Origin of the sequence: Halomonas sp. DP5Y7-2, assembly GCF_019802025.1 — a bacterium.
Taxonomy (GTDB): domain Bacteria; phylum Pseudomonadota; class Gammaproteobacteria; order Pseudomonadales; family Halomonadaceae; genus Halomonas; species Halomonas litopenaei_A.
Genome location: NZ_JAHVHY010000009.1, coordinates 199,464 through 219,045 on the forward strand (window position 1 = coordinate 199,464; position 19,582 = coordinate 219,045).

A 19,582-nucleotide genomic window follows, 5' to 3' on the forward strand; every position below is an offset into this window, starting at 1 on the left:
GCTTCTCTTGTTCATGGCCTGGGCCAGGCACTATGTGGCCCGGGTATCTCGACGCCAAGGTGTGTGCTTGGAAGGCCTGGCACGGGCGTTGCCCTGTAACGAGAGAAGGCAACGACAGGCTGCCTGATGTTTCAGAGTTCATTTGTTTAGGTTGTTCCCGTGATGTGTCACTCGGGCGCGGGTGTATCTCCGTGCCTTTTTTATGAATTTTTGAAATCGAGAAGCTTGTAGGACTATGGCTATGCCGTCCCTAAGAGGGAGGTGTTAGCGTCATCTTCTTGTGAAAGTGGGATCGACGTACACCGCAGCTGGGTATCCGTAATGTCCGGAGTGTCTCGTTTTTTTATTGTTGCATTTAATTTCCCTACATTGCTGTTCACGATACTTCTGATGGTGTCAGTGCTGTATTGGCTGATTACTCTATTGGGTTTTATGGATGGCGACATGACGGACCTGGTCGACATCGATGCGGAAGGGGCGTTTGATCTGTCCGGCCTGTTGGCGACGTTAGGTCTGCATGGCGTCCCGTTGCCCATGACGGTGACACTGCTGTCCCTGTTTTCCTGGCTAAGTAGCTACGTGCTTCAGCTGTCAGCTATCTCCTATCAGTGGTCCTCAGGCGGGTGGATGATGATCTCGCTGGGAATCCTGGTCATTTCCGTCGTGGCCGGTTATCTGCTTGCCGTCATGCTGGCGCGATGGCTGCGCCCCGTATTTGCGACCTTGTATCAGCACCATCAAGAACACTGCATGGAAGGCTTGAGCGCTGTGGTGACAGGACTGGCCAGGGATAGCTGTCGAGGGCGGGCTAGGGTCAGCCGGGAAGGTGTCGATTTGACCGTGAATGTCAGGGCCGTAGCGCCACTCAAGCATGGGATGAGAGTACTGCTGGTTCGGGAAGAACGGGGGCTTTATTACTGGGTGGAAGATGTCACGCCGGGGTAGGTCTTGCTGGATCGATGTAGATCATGCTTCGCGAGGGTCTCAATAGTGCTTCGCAAGCCAACGTAGATATGCAACGTAAGCGCCGAAACATAACGATATACGACAGGGAATGGGGTGCGATCAATGGAAGATATTATGCCGTTTGAAATGGACTTTTCGTGGGTGATGCCCGCCTTGGTAGTGGTAGGCGTCATCGTGCTGGTCATTGTATCAATCATGTTGTTGATCAAGGCTTTCTACAAGAAGATTGATCAAGGGCAGGCGTTGATCGTCAATGATATGTCCAAGACCCCCAAGGTCTACTTTACCGGGGCCATGGTACTGCCCGTCATTCATCGTGATGAAACGATGAAGATCTCGGTGATTACCCTGGAATTGAACCGCCAAGGGAAAGAGGGACTGATCTGCAAGGATAACCTGCGAGCAGATATCTCGGTCGCGTTCTATCTGCGTGTCAACGAGACCGCGCAGGATGTCCTGAGGGTTGCCAAGTCCGTTGGCGTCGACCGTGCTTCCGATAGAAACGCGGTGAATGAACTGTTCAATGCCAAGTTCAGTGAGGCACTCAAGACCGTCGGCAAGAAACTCGAGTTCATGCAGCTGTTCGAGGAGCGGCAGCGTTTTCGCGACATGATCATCCAGACCATCGGCGAAGATCTCAACGGCTATGTGCTGGAAGATGTCGCCATCGATTATCTGGAGCAGACGCCCAAGTCCGCCCTGGATCCCAATAACATCCTCGACTCTGAAGGCATTCGCCGCATTACCGAAATCACGGCGGCCCACAACGTGGATACCAACCGGCTTGAGCGCGACCAGGAGCTGGAAATCAAGCGCAAGAACGTCGCGGCCCGTGAGGCCTCGCTTGAGCTGGACAAGTCTCAGGCTGACGCCGAGGCCCGCCAGACTCGGGAAATCGAGACGATTCGAGCCCGTGAGGAAGCCGAGACAGAGCAGGTGAAGGAGCAGGAGCGGGCCAAGGCTGAAGCGGCGCGTATCAAGACCGACGAAGAGCTCGCCGTCGCCAGCGAGAACATGCGCCGTCAGGTCGAAATGGCCGAAAAGGCGCGGGAGCGCGCGGTACAGATCGAGGAAGTGCGTATCCAGCAGGCGCGTGAACTCGAGGACGTCAACCGTCAGCGCAGCGTCGAGGTCGAGCGTATCGGCATGGAGAAGACCCTGGAAGTCGAGCGCAAGGAGATCGCGGTGATCACCAGCGAGCGCATCTCGGTGGAGCGCAACGTGGCAGAGGAAGAAGAGCATATTCGGGATGTGCGAAACCGTGCCGAGGCTGATCGCCGCAAGGTCACCAGCGTGGTGGCCGCCGAGGCTGAGGCAGAAGAGACCAAGATCAAGGAGCTGCGCCTGGCCGAGGCCGCCTTCGAGCGTGCCAAGCTGGAGGCCGACGAAGTGCTGGTGCGTGCCCAGGCCGAGGCAGAGGCGGCGGAGAAGCGTGCGGTCGCAGATGAAAAGCAGGCTCGCGGCCAGCAGGCATTGGCGGCTGCCGAGGGATTGGCGCAGGCGCAGGTACAGGAAACTCGCGCCAAGGCCCTGCGTGCGGAGGGCTTGGTTGAGGCAGAGGTCATTTCGGTCAAGGCCAAGGCCGACGAAGATGCGGGTCTTGCGGATGTTCGAGTACTTGAACAGCGCCTCGAGGCAGAAGCGTCTGGTGAGGAAAAAATGGGGCTGGCGAAGGCGTCTGCTCGAGAAGCCCTGGCCCGGGCCGAAGCCAATGGTCTGGTCGAGAAGTTGAAGGCGTACGACGCCATGTCCGCCGATGCTCGTGAGTTCGAGCAGTTCCGCATGAACCTTGAGCTGCTTGAGAAGGAGACGCTGGCCAGCATCGATATGCAGCGTGTAGCGGTGCAGGAAAATGGACGAGTGATGGCGGAAGCACTGAAAGGCGCCAAGTTTGAGCTGATCGGCGGTGACGGTGGCATCTTCGATACCTTCTCCAAGGGGTTGGGGATCGGCAAGGGGGTGCAGGGCGTAATGGACAAGGCGCCCGCGCTGCAAACCCTCATGGCTGGTCTGGCCGGCAATGCAATGAGCCGTGCTTCTGCCAAGGATCATCAGCAGTAAGACGCTCACACATCCAGCGATAGCTCGGCCGTGTCCGGGCTATCGCAACGATGCTGCTTCCACTTCTGCAATAGGCATTCCGGCACCATGGCTGACTCCGATCCCCAACACGCCAAGCTTCACGAAGATGGTTCTTCCTATGCACTGCTTGCTCGCCGCCTGGCCACACAAGGGCAGCAACTCGAACGACTGACCGCTTCCCTCAACACCCTGCGTGAACAGACCTTTGGCGCTACCTCGATGGTGTTGCTGGGGCGAGGTCGAGTGCGCACCGAGTTGAAGTCGATTGCCCGTGATGCCGTCCGTATTGGCGACCAAATGCTGTTTGGCTTTCACGTTCAGCTAGGCCTCAAGCGGGCGCTGCGCGTGGAGGATGTGTTTCGTCTCTATCGGGTCGATGACCAGGAGGATGCGTTTAGTGTTGCTGAGTTGGGGGTGTCGGAGAGCTTTCTGACCGACGAGCGCTTCAATACCGATTTCCAGGAACTCCAGCAGTACTACAGTCATGCCACGCTGTCCCAGTTGGTGATCCTCAAGGGCATGCTGCTGATGGACTTCCAGATTGGCGAGAAGCTCGAGGATCGTCGAGTCTTCCGCTGGGAGCTGGACGCCCTTGGCAACGTCAGTCGCTACATCGACAACCGCGGCGACCGTGACCTGAGTCTGCCTGACCGCTTTGACTTTGCCTGGCGGCGAGTCAGCAGAGACGACCATGTTCAGGGGCGTTCTCCGCACATCAATATTGCCGATACGCTGTTCGTCGATAACCTCGGCGGCTCGGTGACCTTCAAGGTCGAGAACAATACCGACAGCGGCGAGGGTATCTATACCGACAGGGTGGAGTCTGACTCGCAGTCGTTGGATGACGCCAGTGTCGAGTACGCCGACCTGGGCGAGCTGCTGCTCGTCAGGATTCGCCCTTTTGCCGAAAAGGTGATGCGCTACTACGCCTTCCACCGGCCGACGCGAGGTATTCAGCGCTGTGATGCGATGGATAGCGGCATTGTGCTGCTGCCAGACAACCACGGGCTGATGTTTGCGTCTGGGTATCTGCTCAGCAATGGTCAGCTCAAGACCTTTGACGTACCGGCCGAGCCCATGCGTCTGTTGCGATCCGTTCGCTCGCCCAACGGCGAAGATGTGCTGTACCACTTCTATGCCGGCAGCAGCGGGAGGGTGGTGTTCTATCGCTACAACCTGGTCACCAAGCAGGCCGATGCGCCATTGCTGGGACACGGTGCAGCGCTGTTCGATAACGGCCATCTGGTGCTGTTCAATGCGGAGCGTGAACCCTCGTTGGTGCACCCCTTGCAGATATGGATTACCCCCTTTCTGTCTGATATCCAGCATGCTCGCCACGCCGCTGACAATGACAGCCAGCTAGGCCGTATCGGTAACGCGGAGCTGGTTCGGGGACTGGCCGAGCTCAACGACCTGGCAGGGCTGGTGCGAGGACTGCAACCCTACGATGCGTACCTAGCGCAGCTGATCAAGGGCTGCGATCGCTTGCTCGAGCAGTACTACTGGATCGATGAAATACCCCTGCCGGGAGAAGACGGCGAGACGGATGTCCAGCACCTGCCTGAACAGATTCAGTGTATTCGGGAAACGGCAGAGACGATCGGCGACGAGTTTGAAAAAGTCGAAGAGATCCGTCGCCAATCCGCCGAAGCGGTCACCCGAGCGTCGGCACAGCTGAGCACGCTGAAGCGAGGTATCACACCGGATAGCTGGCACCATCCAGAGCCATTTCTGCGACAGCTGAAGGCCGTTCGGCAGTTTCGCGGTGACGTGCGTACCCTGGCGCAGCGTCGTTATGTGGATGTTGAAGCGGTCGACAGCATGGACCAGACCGTGGCGGAGATCGAGCAGCGCCTGATCGACAGGACCCTTGCCTTTCTTGCCACCCCAGACGCCTTGCAGGGCTACCGCGATAGCCTTGCGGCGCTGGTGGACAGAAGTCAGCAGGCCACGGCTCGTCAGGCGCTGGTGGATTGCGTGGCGGACTATCGCGAGATCGCCGAAGGGTTAGACCTGGTTCAGGCCATGCTGGCTACCCTGGGTGGCAAGAATCCAGAGCTTGAGGTCAACGTCAATCAGATGCTGGCGACCGTGTTTGCCTCGCTCAATCGCGAGCGCACGTCAGCGGAACGGCGCCTCGAGGAGCTCACGGTTGTCGAACAGAAGGCTCGCTTTGGAGCGCGCTTGCGACTGTTCGAACAGAGCCTGGCATCGGGTATCGCGGCCATTTCCGCGCCGGATGACGCCACTGAGCTGTTGACCCGCATGTTGGACCTGCTGCAGGAACTGGAGGCCGAATTTGGCGAGCAGGCGGCGTTTCTCACCTCGATTGTTCAGCAGCGAGAGCATTGCCAGGAGGCCATCGAGACCAAGCGTGAACAGCTGGCTCAGCAGCGCCGTGGGCGGGTGATGGCGATGTCTCAGGCGGCTGAGCGGATCCTCGACGGTGTGCCTCGTCGGGCGGAGCGCTTCGAGGAAGAGGCGGCTCTGCAGGCCTTTCTCGCCGCCGACCCAATGATCGAGAAGGTCATCGACTCGGTCGCGAGCCTACGTGAGCTGGGCGCCACCATGGAGGCGGATGATCTGGAGGCGCGGCTGGTGGCTGTCCGTGATGCGGCGTTGCGCAGCGTCAGGGATCGTGCCGACCTATTTGAAGACGGGGGGCAGGTTATCCGGCTGGGGCCGCGTCATCGCTTCTCCGTCAATCGCCAGGAGGTCTCGCTGACGCTGGTACCCAGAGACGACCAGCTCACTCTCCATATCACCGGTACCCAGTTTTACGAGACGCTGACCTGTGCTGAGCTCCAGGCCCTGTCACCGCTATGGACGCAGCACCTGCCCTCCGAGTCGCCACAGGTCTATCGTGGCGAATATCTGGCGTATCGTTACCTGCAGCATGTCGATGCTGTCGTGGACACGGCGGACATGGATGCCCTCGAGGCGTCTGTTCGGCAGTTTGCGGCTCCCCGCTTCCGTGAAGGATACGAGCAAGGGGTGCATGACCATGATGCGGCTCGCATTATCGCGGTGCTCGAGCCGGCCCGACGTCAGGCGGGGCTGTTGCGCTTCTCGCCCTTGGCACGCGCTGTGGGTCTTCACTACTGGCTGGGGTTGCCGACCGCCGAGGCCCAGGAATTGATTGCCCACTGTGTGGGCGCAGGACAGATACTGCGGGAATACGGAAGCGACGAGCTGAAACGCGACCTGGTGGCAGAACTCGCACCGCTGCTTTCCACCTATGAGTTGGTGGTGGCGCTGGGGGCGGAGGAGCGCTGTCACGAAGCCGCGACGTATCTGGTCGAATGGCTGGCAGCCGATCAGCAGGGCATCGAGGTGTCTCAGCATGCGGACCGGTTGGCCAACGCCTTTCGCGAGGCGCTAGATCGTGGCCAGCAGAGAGCTGCCTTCGAGGCCATGCGACAGGCCCTGGCCAGGCGTGCGGCAGACCGCTGGATGGCGACCCGACGCTGGCTGAGTGCCTGGAGTAATGCGGCGGGTATCGATGAGTTGGAGCGCTACTATCTGGACGAGGTAGTGGCGATGATCGACGCTGGCGACCAGCTGTCCTGGACGCCGCGGGAGGCTGAGTTGAGCGTTCCCGTCGAGGGACTTCTCGGCGATCATGGCCTGATCGAATCACGCAGGTTGATGCTTCGCCTTGATGACTTCGAGCATCGTCTCGAACACCATCTGGCACGGGTGGAGCCTGCGTGGGAGCAGCTGCAGGACCTGCGCAAGAGCGTGCTGGAAGAACAAGGCAGGCGTCTTGATGTCACTGCGTTCAGGCCTCGCCCGCTGACGTCCTTTGTACGCAACCGATTGATCAGCGAGAGCTATCTGCCGTTGATTGGCGACAACATGGCCAAACAACTGGGTACCGTGGGAGCGAAGCGACGCAGCGACCTGATGGGGCTGTTGATGCTGATTTCACCCCCCGGCTATGGCAAGACCACGCTGATGGAGTATGTCGCCCATCGTCTGGGCCTTATCTTCATGAAGATCAACTGCCCGAGTCTGGGGCGAGAGGTGACATCGCTCGATCCACAGAAGGCGCCTCATGCCACGGCACGAGCCGAACTGGAGAAGGTCAACCTGGCGCTGGAAATGGGCAACAACGTCATGCTCTATCTTGATGACATCCAGCACACGGATCCAGAGTTCCTGCAGAAGTTCATCTCGCTGAGCGACGCCACCCGCACCATCGATGGTGTCTGGCGCGGCACCACGCGTACCTATCAGTTGCGGGGAAAACGCTTCTGCATTGTGATGGCCGGCAATCCCTATACCGAGGAGGGCAAGGCGTTTCGTGTGCCTGACATGCTTGCCAACCGTGCTGATATCTACAATCTCGGCGATATTCTCTCCGGCACAGCGACCATCTTTGCCCAGTCGTACATCGAGAATAGCTTGAGCGCTCACCCGGTGCTGGCCCCTCTGTTGACCCGGGGTATGGAGGACGTTTACCGGTTCATCGACATGGCCGCTGGCAGGGAGGTGCCGGTCAGTGAGCTGGAACATGACTACAGTGGGGCAGAAAGAGATGAGATTGTCGCCCTGCTGACCAGAATGCAGCGGATACGCGACGTCATTCTCAAGGTCAATGGCGCTTATATCGCGTCCAGTGCCCAAGCCGACAGCTACCGGGAAGAGCCGCCATTTCTGCTTCAAGGCAGCTATCGCAACATGGCCAAGTTGGTGGAGAAGCTGTCCCCTGCGATGACCGACGGCGATATCGATGCACTGATCGACGATCACTACCAGGGTGAGGCGCAACTGCTGACCAGCGGTGCGGAAGAAAACCTGCTCAAGCTACGTGCCTTGAGAGGCACGATGGACCCCGACGATGCAGCGCGCTGGGCCTCGGTGTGTGCAGAGTACCGTCGGCGTCAGCAGGCGGGGGGAGACGAGGATGTGGGGGCCAAGGTCGTCATGCAACTTGGGCGGATTGCCGAAGGGCTGGGGCAGGGGGTGTCGAGTCGTCAGCGAGACCGTGATTCGCAGCTCTGCGACAGGACCTAGTGTCGATATGTCACCTGCCAGCCTGCGCCTGGAGTCTAAGCCCCTGGCGTTGCAGCACGCCCGCTGCAGCAGCGCCAACCCGACTTGAAACCTTGCTAAAGCACCGCCATATCTCTGTCAAGTCACATTGACAGGGTCACGCGGTGCGTCCGATCGCATCGCCATCCCCAAGGAGATATCGATGCGTTTCGACAAGTTTACTGCAAAGCTTCAGCAAGCCATTGCCGATGCCCAGTCGTTGGCCGTGGGCCGTGGACACAATCAGATGGAGCCCGCACACCTGCTGCTGGCACTGCTCGACAATCGCGATACCGGCATCAAGGCGCTGGTACAGAAGTCCGGCGGCGATGCCGCAAGGATGCGAGATGGACTCGCAGGTCTGCTCGACGATATGCCAAAGGTTGCCCACTTTGATGGCGAGGTGCAGCCCTCTCGCGATCTGATAAAGCTGTTCAACTTGACCGATGCAGAGGCCCAGAAACGCGGCGATCAGTATATCGCCAGCGAGTTGGTGCTACTGGCCGCGCTGGCCATGAAGCACGCGGTGTCAAAGGTCCTTACCCAGGCAGGGGTCACCCAGGCGTCTCTGCAGACGGCGATTGATAGCGTTCGAGGTGGCCAGAAGGTGGATGATGCCAACGCCGAGGACAGTCGGGAGGCGCTGGAGAAGTACACCCTGGATCTGACCCAGCGGGCTGCGGATGGCAAGCTGGATCCGGTCATTGGTCGCGATGATGAAATTCGTCGCACCATTCAAGTACTGCAGCGGCGCACCAAGAACAACCCGGTATTGATCGGCGAGCCAGGGGTCGGCAAGACGGCTATTGTCGAGGGCCTGGCGAGTCGCATCATCAATGGTGAAGTGCCAGAAGGGCTGAAGGACAAGCGCGTGCTGTCGCTGGATATGGGAGCCCTGTTGGCTGGCGCCAAGTTTCGTGGTGAGTTCGAGGAGCGCCTGAAGTCGGTGTTGAATGAGCTGGCTCAGGAAGAGGGCCGGGTCATCCTGTTTATTGACGAATTGCACACCATGGTGGGCGCAGGCAAGGCCGAGGGGGCGATGGACGCCGGCAATATGCTTAAGCCGGCGCTGGCTCGCGGTGAGTTGCACTGTGTCGGTGCCACCACCCTTGACGAGTATCGTCAGTACATCGAGAAAGATGCCGCGCTCGAACGTCGCTTCCAGAAGGTGCTGGTGGATGAGCCGAGCGAAGAGGATACCGTCGCGATTCTGCGCGGGCTCAAGGAGCGCTACGAAGTTCATCACGGTGTGGATATCACGGACGGGGCGATCATCGCTGCCGCCAAGCTGTCGACCCGCTACATTACCGATCGGCAGTTGCCGGACAAGGCCATCGACCTGATCGACGAGGCGTCGTCACGTATTCGCATGGAGCTGGATTCCAAGCCTGAGGAGATGGACCGTCTGGATCGTCGCCTGATTCAGCTCAAGATGGAGCGGGAGCACCTCAAGAAGGAAACTGATGAAGCCTCGCGCAAGCGACTGGAAACCCTCGTTGAGCAGATCGAGGAGCTGGAGCGTGAATACGCTGATCTCGACGAGATCTGGAAGGCCGAGAAAGCCAGCATTCAGGGAGCTGCCCAATTCAAGGATGAGCTTGATCGCGCGCGGGTAGATCTGGAGCAGGCACGACGCCAGGGTGACCTCGGGCGCATGTCGGAGCTTCAGTACGGGGTGATTCCGGAGCTTGAGAAGAAGATTGCCGAGAGCGGGGACGCGGAAACCGATACGCGCCATCACACCCTGCTGCGCTCCAACGTCACCGAGGAGGAAATTGCCGAGGTCGTATCCCGGTGGACCGGCATTCCGGTGGCCAAGATGCTGGAGGGCGAGCGCGACAAGTTATTGCGTATGGAAGAGGCGCTGCACGAGCGCGTCATCGGCCAGGAAGAGGCGGTCACAGCGGTGTCCAATGCGGTGCGCCGTTCACGCGCGGGATTGGCAGATCCTCAGCGTCCCAATGGCTCTTTCCTGTTCCTTGGCCCCACCGGCGTGGGCAAGACCGAATTGTGCAAGTCGTTGGCCAACTTCCTGTTCGATACCGAGGAAGCCATGGTTCGCATCGACATGTCTGAATTCATGGAGAAGCATTCCGTTGCACGCTTGATCGGCGCTCCCCCCGGATACGTCGGCTATGAAGAAGGTGGGTACCTGACCGAGGCGGTACGTCGCAAGCCGTATTCGGTGTTGTTGCTGGATGAGGTGGAAAAAGCCCACCCAGACGTCTTCAACATTCTGCTGCAGGTGCTGGAGGACGGGCGCCTGACCGATGGGCAGGGACGCACCGTGGATTTCCGTAATACGGTCATCGTCATGACGTCGAATCTGGGCTCCGACATCATTCAGCATTTTGGTGGGGATGACGCGGACTATGACAGCATGCGCCAGGCAGTGATGGAGGTAGTGGGTACCCACTTCCGCCCAGAGTTGATCAACCGAATCGACGAGGTGGTGGTCTTCCACGCGCTTGGGCAAGAGCAGATTCAAGAGATCGCCGGCATCCAGCTCGAGCGCTTGCGTTCGCGCCTGGCTGAACACGAACTGGGGTTGGAGGTCAGCGACGAAGCGCTGGCTTTGTTGGCGGTGGTCGGCTTCGACCCCGTCTATGGCGCGCGTCCCTTGAAGCGAGCGGTGCAAAGCCGTATCGAGAATCCGCTGGCCCAGGACTTGCTGGCGGGCAAGTTCACCCCCGGAGAGGTGATTCGAGTGGTGGCGGATGACGGTCAGCTACGTTTTGCCCACTGACGTGTGCCCGGTCGTCCGTCTGTTTAAGCCCTTGGGTGTCATCCCCTTCCTCATGAAGGGGATGAGTTCACTTACAGTCTTTGCTGTTATGAAGTATCGGTAAGCGTTATCAGGCAGATTTCATGCCTCTCGCTATACTGAAGTTCAGGTTGCGTCCTGTGACCCCCTTGCCCGCCCGGTTCCCCACCCGGCGGGCTTTTTGATAGCAGGGGCGGGCTATTGTGATAGCAGGGCAGGGCTATTGTGACAGCAGGGCCGGGCTATTGTGATAGCTGGGCCGGGCAATGTTGATAGCGGTGCCGGGTCTCTCGCTGGCGGACACTGTCTTGCAAGTTTGCCCCATGGCGAGATGCTGCCGGTGAAAAGAGGGCAGCGTCTCGCTGGCCCATCGTTCAGCGCAGGACACGTGCCCCGGAAAGTCGGACGCGGCGCAGCCTGACGTTGTCGCCTACCAGATGTCGTTGCAGCTCTTCCAGACTGACGTTCTTGGTTTCAGGCATCAGGAACATCACGAAAAGCAGTTGCAGCAGCATCATGAGGGCGAAGAAAGCAAACACCGGGCCACCATTGAAGGTGCTGAGAATCCAGGGCATGACCAAGGTAATCAGCGCCGCAAATACCCAGTGAATGGAGGCGCCAAACGATTGTCCTCGGGCGCGCACGTGGTTGGGAAACACCTCCGAGATAAAGACCCAGATAACGGCACCCTGGCTGATGGCGTGGGCCGCAATAAACAGTGCCAGCAGCATGGGAACCTCGATGCCGCCTAGCGCCTCTGCAAAGAAGGCTCGTGAGATCATGACCAGAGAGACCAGGTATCCCGCCGATCCTATAAACAGCAGAGTGCGTCGCCCGAAGCGATCAATCAGCGACATGCCGATCATGGTAAAGATGAGATTGACCAATCCGATGCCAGCGGTGGAGAGCAAGGCGGCTTGGCTGCCCAGCTCGGCTGCCTCGAGCACTCGTGGAGCATAGTAGATGATGAAGTTGATGCCCGAGAGTTGGTTGAAGAAGGCAATCAGAAAGGCCAGCAGAAGCGGTAGGCGATAGCGTCGTGAGAAGAAGGGGGCTTTGGCAGACTGCTCTTGCGCTTCTGCGTCACGGATGGCGGCGATGTCGGCATCCACGTCTGCTGCGGGATTGATCAAGCGCAGCACGCTTGCCGCTTCCTCGATAGCGTTCTTGTTCAGGATCAGCCAGCGTGGACTGCGTGGCACACGGGTGATCATCAGGGTGTAGATCAGCGCAGGAACGGCCTCAATGCCGAGCATCCAGCGCCAGGCGTCATCACCGATCACGCTGCCGATCACATAGTTCGACACGAACGCCATCAGGATGCCAAACACGATGTTGAACTGATAAAGGGCAACGAGAAAGCCACGCTGGCGCGGTGGGGCGATTTCCGAAATGTAGGTTGGCGCGGCGACGGAAGAAATCCCCACGCCAATCCCTCCGATCAGACGGAAGAAAGCAAATAGCCAAGGATCGGACACGATGGCCGACCCCACCGCAGAGACCAGATACAAGACGCCGATCATCAATAGGGTGGCGCGCCGGCCGAGCGTATCGGTGGGCCAGTTGCCGAAAATGGCACCGATGACTGTGCCCCACAGCGCCATCGACATGATCAGCAGGCCATGCTGCAGGTCGCTTAGCCCCCACAGGGATTGAATCGGCTTGTCGGCGCCGGAGATGACCGCCGTGTCGAAGCCAAAGAGAAAGCCCGCAAGGGCGACGGTGATGGACCATTGGACGATTCTGGACATGGCAAGTCCTCGTTGAGCTGTTGTGATTGTCGTCAAAGAGAGCATGATGAGAGGTGAATCGATTCACTCATGCGGCGTCTTGTGCTCTCGGCCAAGTGCCCGCGAAGGTGTTGTCCAGGAGCGAACTCGCGCGTTACAGGCTTGGTTCGTGTGGTGACGATGAGCTGGATGTGAAAAAGTGAATCGTGTCACCTGTCCATCTCATTACAGCAGCCAAGCAGGAATACTTCGAGCTCCAGGGCTTAGACATTGGTCGTGGGCATGGCCACTGCAGGTGATCCATCACAGCGATAACGGGATGGCCTGCACGGTGCAGGGAGCGTGCGGGTCAAGAACGGCGGTTGACAGTCACTGGGCGCTATTGGAATCTTGTGGGTTCCTGACTGCGGGCGCGGCACCATGGGAGACCCCCCAACGCCGCGTGAAGGGTAGGCCTGCGTGCCTCTACCCGCCGAAGGACTTCCAGGTGAGGGTTAACCGCCCCGCCTGGCCAACGCCCCGACGCGGTGACCCGCCGTGATGAGAGTGCAGGCCCCAACCGGGCCGACGGACGCCAGGGTTTGGCATCAGGTGCCGGTGCGCCGGCAGCAGCATATCGCTGCACTCGACTTCGTGCCGATAACCGGTACGAATCGCACTCGAGACCTCCAGGGGAGATACATCTGTGGAATTGCTTTCAGGCGCGGACATGATCGCCCGCTTCCTCCAGGATGAGGGCGTGGAATACATCTACGGCTATCCAGGCGGCGCCGCGCTACACATCTACGACGCCTTGTTCCGTCAGGACAAGGTCAAGCACATCCTCGTGCGCCACGAACAGGCTGCCACCCATGCCGCCGACGGCTATGCGCGTGCTTCGGGCAATCCTGGCGTCGTGCTGGTGACGTCTGGTCCAGGTGCCACCAACGCGGTGACCGGCATCGCGACCGCTTACATGGACTCGATTCCGATGGTCGTGCTTTGCGGTCAGGTCATGAGTCACCTGATTGGTGACGATGCCTTCCAGGAAACCGATATCGTCGGTGTGACCCGCCCGATCGTGAAACATAGCTTCTCGATCAAGCACCCCAGCGAAATTCCCGAGGTGCTGAAGAAGGCATTTTACCTGGCAGCGACGGGCCGTCCTGGTCCTGTTCTGGTCGATATCCCGAAAGATATGACGGCCCCCACCGAGCGTTACGAGTACGTCTACCCGAAAAAGGTAAAGATTCGCTCGTACAACCCGGTGAGCCGCGGCCACACCGGTCAGATCAAGAAGGCGGTGGAGTTGATGCTGAAGGCGCGCCGTCCGGTCTTCTATACGGGTGGCGGTGTCGTACAGGGGCGTGCCAGCGAAGGGCTCACCGATCTGGTCAAGCAGCTTGGCTTTCCTATCACCACCACGTTGATGGGCATCGGTGCTTATCCCCAGAGTGACAATCAGTGCCTTGGCTGGCTGGGGATGCACGGTAGCTACGAATCCAACATGGCCATGCACCATGCGGATCTGGTGATCGCCATCGGTGCGCGCTTCGACGATCGCGTTACCAACAACACGTCCAAGTTTTGCCCTACGGCGAAGATCATCCACGTCGACATCGACCCAAGCTCGGTGTCAAAGACGGTGCGTGCAGACGTGCCGATCGTGGGCCCGGCCGCCAGTGTGATCAACGAGATGATCAGCCTGGTGCAAGGTCATGAGATTGCCAATCCGGAGGCACTCAAGGACTGGTGGAAGACAATCGATGGTTGGCGCGAGGACCGCAAGGGCAAGCTCTACGAGCCCTCCAAGCCGGGAGAAGTGCTCAAGCCCCAGGAAGTCATCGAGGCCATCTGCCGGGTAACGCGGGGTGAAGCCTTCGTTACCACCGATGTTGGTCAGCACCAGATGTTTGCGGCTCAGTACTACAAGTTTGACAAGCCCAACCGCCTGATCACGTCTGGTGGCCTGGGCACGATGGGGTTCGGGTTTCCGGCGGCCATGGGCGTCAAGCAGAACTTCCCCGAGGAAGAAGTCGTCTGCGTCACCGGCGAAGGCAGCTTCCAGATGATGATGCAGGAGCTTTCCACCTGTAAGCAGTTTGGTGGTGGGGTCAAGATCATCAATCTGAACAACGGTTCCCTGGGGATGGTGAGGCAGTGGCAGGACCTCAACTACAAGTCGCGTCACGCGCACTCTTACATGGAGTCGCTGCCGGACTTCCAGATGCTGATCCAGTCCTACGGCTTCACGGCGTTGAGGGTCGAGAAGAAGGAAGATCTCGAGGAAGCCTTGGCAAGAACCTTTGCAGACACCCATGAGCTGGTGTTCCTCGATGTCGCGGTGGACCCGCACGAGCACGTCTATCCGATGCAGGTGCCCCTGGGCTCCATGCGTGACATGCTGCTTTCCAAGACGGAGCGGACCTGATGCGACATATCATCTCGATTCTGATGGAAAACGAACCGGGTGCGCTGTCGCGGGTCGTGGGACTGTTTTCTCAGCGCAACTTCAACATTGAAACCCTCAATGTGGCGCCGACAGACGACCCGACACTGTCGCGTCTGACGGTGACCACCGTTGGCGATGACCGGGTGATCGAGCAGATCACCAAGCATCTCAACAAGTTGATTGATGTGGTCAAACTGGTGGATCTCACCGAAGGCAACCACATCGAGCGAGAGTTGATGCTGGTGAAGGTGAAAGCGCTGGGTGCCGCCCGCGACGAGGTCAAGCGCACGGTGGATATCTTCCGGGCTCAGATTGTCGATGTGACTCCGAGTCTGTATACCGTGCAGATCACCGGAGATGCAGAAAAGCTCGATGCCTTTCTGCAGGCCATGGGGCCGGTCGGCGTCCTTGAAGTGGCGCGTACCGGGGTGTCCGGTATTGCCCGTGGTGACAAGGTGCTTAGCCTGTAGCGGCGGTCGTGATCGTGTGGCCAGCACTTGGCTTTCGCGCTCACTGCACACGCCTTGCGCCGCCCTTCGGGGCGGCGTTTTCATGGGTGGTGTCAGCGTTCCACGACTTCCTGCCACAGGGCATCGATCAACGGGCTCTTCAGGCGACGCTCCAGTACGCATAGACCCACATCGTAGTAGGGCAGTTCCGGCTTCACCGGCAGCATCCTGACCCGTTCAGCCAGAGGGCTTGCCTCCAGCACGATACGGGGTACGACTCCGATCCCGAAGCCCAGTCCGACCATGCTGACGATGGCCTCGTGCCCGGCAACCTGAGCGTAGATCGTCGGATTTACCCCCAGCGCCTTGAACCAGGTATCAGCCAGCTCCCGCGACAGCCCACCCTCCGACAGAATCATGGGAACACCCTGCCACTGTGGTTGGCTGGGGCTCATCGGCTGCTGCGGAATCCACGGCTGCGACTCCTGGGGAGCAATGAACACGAGGGCCGAGCGGGTCAGTGACTTGAAGGCGAGCCCTTCCGGCATTCGCCTGGGACGCGAGGTGATCGCCATGTCCTCTTCGCCGTTAAGGACTCGCTGGATGGCCCGAGCCGGATCGCCGGTATGCAGCTTCAGCTCGATATCAGGATAGCGCTGACGGAACTCCGCCAGCAGGCTGTAGAGGAAGCTGTAGCTGGCCGTCACGGAGCAATAGATGCTGATTTCACCGCTCAAGCGCATCGCCGTCGACTGGAGCGACAGCCGTACCTGCTCCCACTGTTCCAGCGCTTCCTTGGCGTAGCGCTGGAAGTGATGCCCCTGAGGGGTCATGACGACGTGGCGGTTGTCGCGTTGGAACAGACTCACTCCGAGCTGGTCCTCCAGCTGTTGAATCGAGCGACTAAGCGTTGATGGGCTGACATGGCACGATTCGCTGGCGCGGCCAAAGTGCAGGGTGTCCGCCAGGGCGAGAAAGTGTTTCAGCAGGCGTAGGTCCATATCGCACCGAGCAAGAAAGAGAGGGAATGTCTGCGTTTCACATATTGGGATGTAGTATTGCAAATATAGCGTTTTACGCAATACAGGTGCGCGGGTAAGGTGGCTGCATGGATGGGCGACCTGGTCATGGCCGGTCGACACTCGCCCAGCGCCGCACAAGACGGCGCGGGTGGCCATCAACGCTGAACACCACAAGACCTATTAACGCCGAGCAGGCAAACGAATCCAGGAGCACCAGATGCGCGTTTATTACGACAAGGACTGTGACCTTCAGCTGATCCAGAGCAAGCAGGTCACCATCGTGGGTTACGGTTCTCAGGGCCATGCCCATGCCAACAACCTGAAAGAGTCTGGCGTTTCCGTGACCGTTGCCCTGCGTCCTGGGTCTTCCTCGGCGGCCAAGGCCGAAGCGGCAGGTCTCAAGGTGGCCTCCGTCGCTGAGGCATGCCAGTCTGCTGACGTCGTCATGGTGCTGGCACCTGACGAGAATCAGAAGGCCATCTATGAGCAGGATATCGAGCCGAACCTCAAGGAAGGTGCGACGCTGGCATTCGCTCATGGTTTCAACATCCACTACAACCAGATCGAGCCGCGCAAGGATCTGGACGTGGTGATGATTGCTCCGAAGGCACCTGGTCACACCGTGCGCTCCGAGTTCACTCGCGGCGGCGGCATCCCGGACCTGATCGCTATCCATCAGGACGCGACTGGCCAAGCCAAAGAGCTGTGCCTGTCCTATGCGGCAGCCATTGGTGGCGGTCGTAGCGGGATTATCGAGACCACCTTCAAGGATGAGACCGAGACTGACCTCTTTGGTGAGCAGGCGGTGCTGTGTGGTGGTGCAGTAGAACTGGTCAAGGCCGGCTTCGAGACGCTGACGGAAGCAGGCTACGCGCCTGAGATGGCCTACTTCGAGTGTCTGCACGAGCTGAAGCTGATCGTCGATCTGATGTACGAAGGCGGTATCGCCAACATGAACTACTCCATCTCCAACAACGCGGAGTATGGCGAGTACGTGACCGGCCCTGAGGTCATCAACGACGAGTCTCGCGCGGCGATGCGCAATGCGCTCAAGCGTATCCAGACGGGTGAATATGCCAAGATGTTCATCAACGAAGGCAACACCAACTATCCGTCCATGACCGCGCGTCGTCGCCTGAATGCGGAGCACGAGATTGAGCAGGTTGGCGAGAAGCTGCGTGGCATGATGCCGTGGATCGCCGCCAATCAGCTGGTCGACAAGACCAAGAACTGATGCAGCCTTGTCGGGGCGACCGTCAGGTCGTCCAGACTGCCGGCGTATAGCAAAAGGGAGAAGCCGAGGCTTCTCCCTTTTGCGTTTGCTGACATCGCGCTGTTAGCGCGCCTGAGGTGGGGAGTCCTATCACGAGTCTGGGGTAAGACAAGAGTTGCCTTGACGTCGGCAGGGCGGTGAAGGTTGAGTGGTGTAGAATGCCTTTCATACCCGAAGCCAATGGATGACAGAGATGAGCGAAGACGCAGGCAAGCGTGAGCCGACCCCGCGGGAGTCGCAGGAAGAAGATCTGGCAAGCGCCTTCATGCGGGAGTCCGAAGTTGTGGAGGAGGCAGTGGAGGACGGCAAGAAGGTGCGCCGGCGGGGGATCTACCTGTTGCCCAACCTGTTTACGACCTCAGCGCTGTTTTCCGGCTTCTTTGCTGTGGTGGCGGCTCTCAATGGTGACTTTACTGCAGCGTCGGTAGCGATCTTCATTGCCATGGTGCTCGATGGGCTGGATGGGCGCGTGGCGCGTTTGACCAATACCCAAAGTGAGTTCGGTGCGGAGTATGACAGTCTGGCGGACATGATTTCCTTTGGCATGGCGCCCGGGCTTGTCGCCTTCACCTGGATTCTTCAGGACATCGGCAAGACGGGTTGGGTGGTAGCCTTTCTTTATGTCGCGTGCGCGGCCTTGAGGCTGGCGCGATTCAATGTCCAGATCGGCAGTGTCGACAAGAAATGGTTTATCGGGTTGCCCAGCCCCTCTGCGGCGGCACTGGTGGCTGCCAGCGTCTGGACCTTCCACAGCTTCGATGCCACTGCACTCGGGTTCAAGCTGCTGATGCTGCTGGTGGTGGGTGCTGCCGGCATCTTGATGGTCAGCAATATTCGCTATTACAGCTTCAAGGACGTGGACTTGAAAGGGCCCGTACCCTTTGTGGTGCTGCTGGCCATCGTGCTTGGCTTTGTGGTGATCTCCATCGAGCCTTCGGTGATGCTGTTGTTGCTGTTTGGAACCTATGTCGCATCGGGTCCTGCATTGGCGTTGATGCGCAAGCTGAAATCCTGAGTTCCCGTCGATTAAGCGAGCTGGCGGATTCCTGCCAGCTCGCGGCCTGGCTGGCGTAGCCGCTTTCTGCTCGCGATCAGCGGTTCTCGCTCTTTTCTTCTTCTTCCGCTCCCTTCCTTCGCCTTCGGCTCTCCCTCTCTGCTTTTCCCCCTCTCTGCTGTTCTCCCTATCCTTCGGCGCTTGGTTCCTGGACTTGAACGCCCTGCAGCTTGCCCATCGTGCTCCCCGCTCGGGCGCACGGTTATCCACTGAGGTGTCATGAGGAGAGGGGTGTGGATAAGGGCGATGTGCCGGTGCGCACTTTTTTTACGTCAGGCTATTGCCAAGCTGCCTCGAGATCCGTAAAGTACGCATCCGCTGCCGGCGACGAGCAAACGTCACAGGCGGTGAAGAGTGGTAAAAGTAGTTGATTTGAAAAGGCTTTCTGAAGCTTCTCGGAAAAATCACTGCTTGACGAGCAACGAGAAATCGGTAAAATGCTCGCCACTTGATCGGGGTCGCCGACAGGGCATCGAAAGATGCGCTGAGGCACGCTTCGCTCTCTTTTGAAGTCTGCAAGCATCGCTTGCGGGACGCAAAAGAAAGCGCTTGACGAAACGCTTCGATTCTGTAGAATACGCCTTCCTCGCAGGGCGCTGAGCAAAGCGCTCGGCAACAGCGAGACGCTCATTGAGCTCACTAGAGTCAAGAGCATGCTCTTTAAAAATTGATCAGGTAATTCATGTGGGCGCTTGCCGATGAGTCAGTGACAATGTCACTGAAATATCAAGGCAAGCGACTCGTCAAACGAGACGTTTGAACCTTGAGCCAAGT

At 59.1% G+C, this 19,582-nt stretch carries 10 protein-coding genes; 8 read left to right on the plus strand and 2 right to left on the minus strand.

From position 1 onward, the window contains the following. Positions 1-444 precede the first annotated feature (444 nt). The 4 genes from KUW18_RS17940 to clpB all read left to right on the plus strand — a co-directional run bounded on the left by KUW18_RS17940 (position 445) and on the right by clpB (position 10,831). A complete protein-coding gene (locus KUW18_RS17940; RefSeq protein WP_206943973.1) occupies positions 445-945 on the plus strand; it encodes a hypothetical protein in 501 nt (166 codons plus the stop codon). A 135-nt stretch (positions 946-1,080) separates the two neighbouring features. After that, the gene (locus KUW18_RS17945; RefSeq protein ID WP_224908844.1) at positions 1,081-3,027 is read left to right on the plus strand and encodes a hypothetical protein; all 1,947 of its coding nucleotides are present in this window, start codon (positions 1,081-1,083) and stop codon (positions 3,025-3,027) included. 87 nt (positions 3,028-3,114) lie between these two features. Beyond that, positions 3,115-8,067, plus strand: coding sequence for a DNA repair ATPase (locus KUW18_RS17950; RefSeq protein WP_222562033.1), 4,953 nt, complete (start codon positions 3,115-3,117; stop codon positions 8,065-8,067). Positions 8,068-8,248: 181 nt separating this feature from the next. Next, entirely contained in the window at positions 8,249-10,831 is a 2,583-nt protein-coding gene (gene clpB, locus KUW18_RS17955) for an ATP-dependent chaperone ClpB (protein ID WP_222562034.1), read from the plus strand. A 392-nt stretch (positions 10,832-11,223) separates the two neighbouring features. Here the strand turns inward: clpB and KUW18_RS17960 are convergent, their stop codons facing one another. Further along, positions 11,224-12,645, minus strand: a complete 1,422-nt coding sequence (locus tag KUW18_RS17960) for a sugar porter family MFS transporter (protein WP_206943970.1) — start codon at positions 12,643-12,645, stop codon at positions 11,224-11,226. 619 nt (positions 12,646-13,264) lie between these two features. On the opposite strand from KUW18_RS17960, the gene KUW18_RS17965 reads away from it, so the two are divergent. Together KUW18_RS17965 and ilvN are read left to right on the plus strand one after the other, a co-directional pair. Continuing rightward, positions 13,265-14,989 (plus strand): acetolactate synthase 3 large subunit, encoded by a 1,725-nt coding sequence (locus tag KUW18_RS17965; RefSeq protein ID WP_222562035.1) that lies wholly within the window; start codon positions 13,265-13,267, stop codon positions 14,987-14,989. Continuing rightward, a complete protein-coding gene (gene ilvN, locus KUW18_RS17970; RefSeq protein WP_206943968.1) occupies positions 14,989-15,480 on the plus strand; it encodes an acetolactate synthase small subunit in 492 nt (163 codons plus the stop codon). The genes KUW18_RS17965 and ilvN overlap by 1 nt, the downstream gene beginning before the upstream one ends. Before the next feature lie 92 nt (positions 15,481-15,572). On the opposite strand, the gene ilvY is transcribed toward ilvN, so the two are convergent. Continuing rightward, a complete protein-coding gene (gene ilvY / locus KUW18_RS17975; protein ID WP_206943966.1) occupies positions 15,573-16,460 on the minus strand; it encodes an HTH-type transcriptional activator IlvY in 888 nt (295 codons plus the stop codon). Between the two features lie 223 nt (positions 16,461-16,683). Here ilvY and ilvC point away from each other — a divergent pair, with 223 nt between their 5' ends. Further along, positions 16,684-17,715 carry a ketol-acid reductoisomerase gene (gene ilvC / locus KUW18_RS17980; RefSeq protein WP_224852159.1) on the plus strand — a complete coding sequence of 344 codons (1,032 nt, stop codon included), beginning with the start codon at positions 16,684-16,686 and terminating at the stop codon, positions 17,713-17,715. A gap of 232 nt (positions 17,716-17,947) precedes the next feature. Continuing rightward, positions 17,948-18,769: a CDP-diacylglycerol--serine O-phosphatidyltransferase gene (gene pssA / locus KUW18_RS17985; RefSeq protein ID WP_206943964.1), complete on the plus strand. Its 822-nt coding sequence runs from the start codon at positions 17,948-17,950 to the stop codon at positions 18,767-18,769. The last annotated feature ends 813 nt before the right edge of the window (positions 18,770-19,582 follow it).

Coding starts and splice junctions, on each gene's coding strand:
- KUW18_RS17940 (WP_206943973.1), top strand. CDS start 445: ATGACGGACCTGGTCGACATCGATGCGGAAGGGGCGTTTGATCTGTCC.
- KUW18_RS17945 (WP_224908844.1), top strand. CDS start 1,081: ATGCCGTTTGAAATGGACTTTTCGTGGGTGATGCCCGCCTTGGTAGTG.
- KUW18_RS17950 (WP_222562033.1), top strand. CDS start 3,115: ATGGCTGACTCCGATCCCCAACACGCCAAGCTTCACGAAGATGGTTCT.
- clpB (WP_222562034.1), top strand. CDS start 8,249: ATGCGTTTCGACAAGTTTACTGCAAAGCTTCAGCAAGCCATTGCCGAT.
- KUW18_RS17960 (WP_206943970.1), bottom strand. CDS start 12,645: ATGCTCTCTTTGACGACAATCACAACAGCTCAACGAGGACTTGCCATG.
- ilvN (WP_206943968.1), top strand. CDS start 14,989: ATGCGACATATCATCTCGATTCTGATGGAAAACGAACCGGGTGCGCTG.
- ilvY (WP_206943966.1), bottom strand. CDS start 16,460: ATGGACCTACGCCTGCTGAAACACTTTCTCGCCCTGGCGGACACCCTG.
- pssA (WP_206943964.1), top strand. CDS start 17,948: ATGAGCGAAGACGCAGGCAAGCGTGAGCCGACCCCGCGGGAGTCGCAG.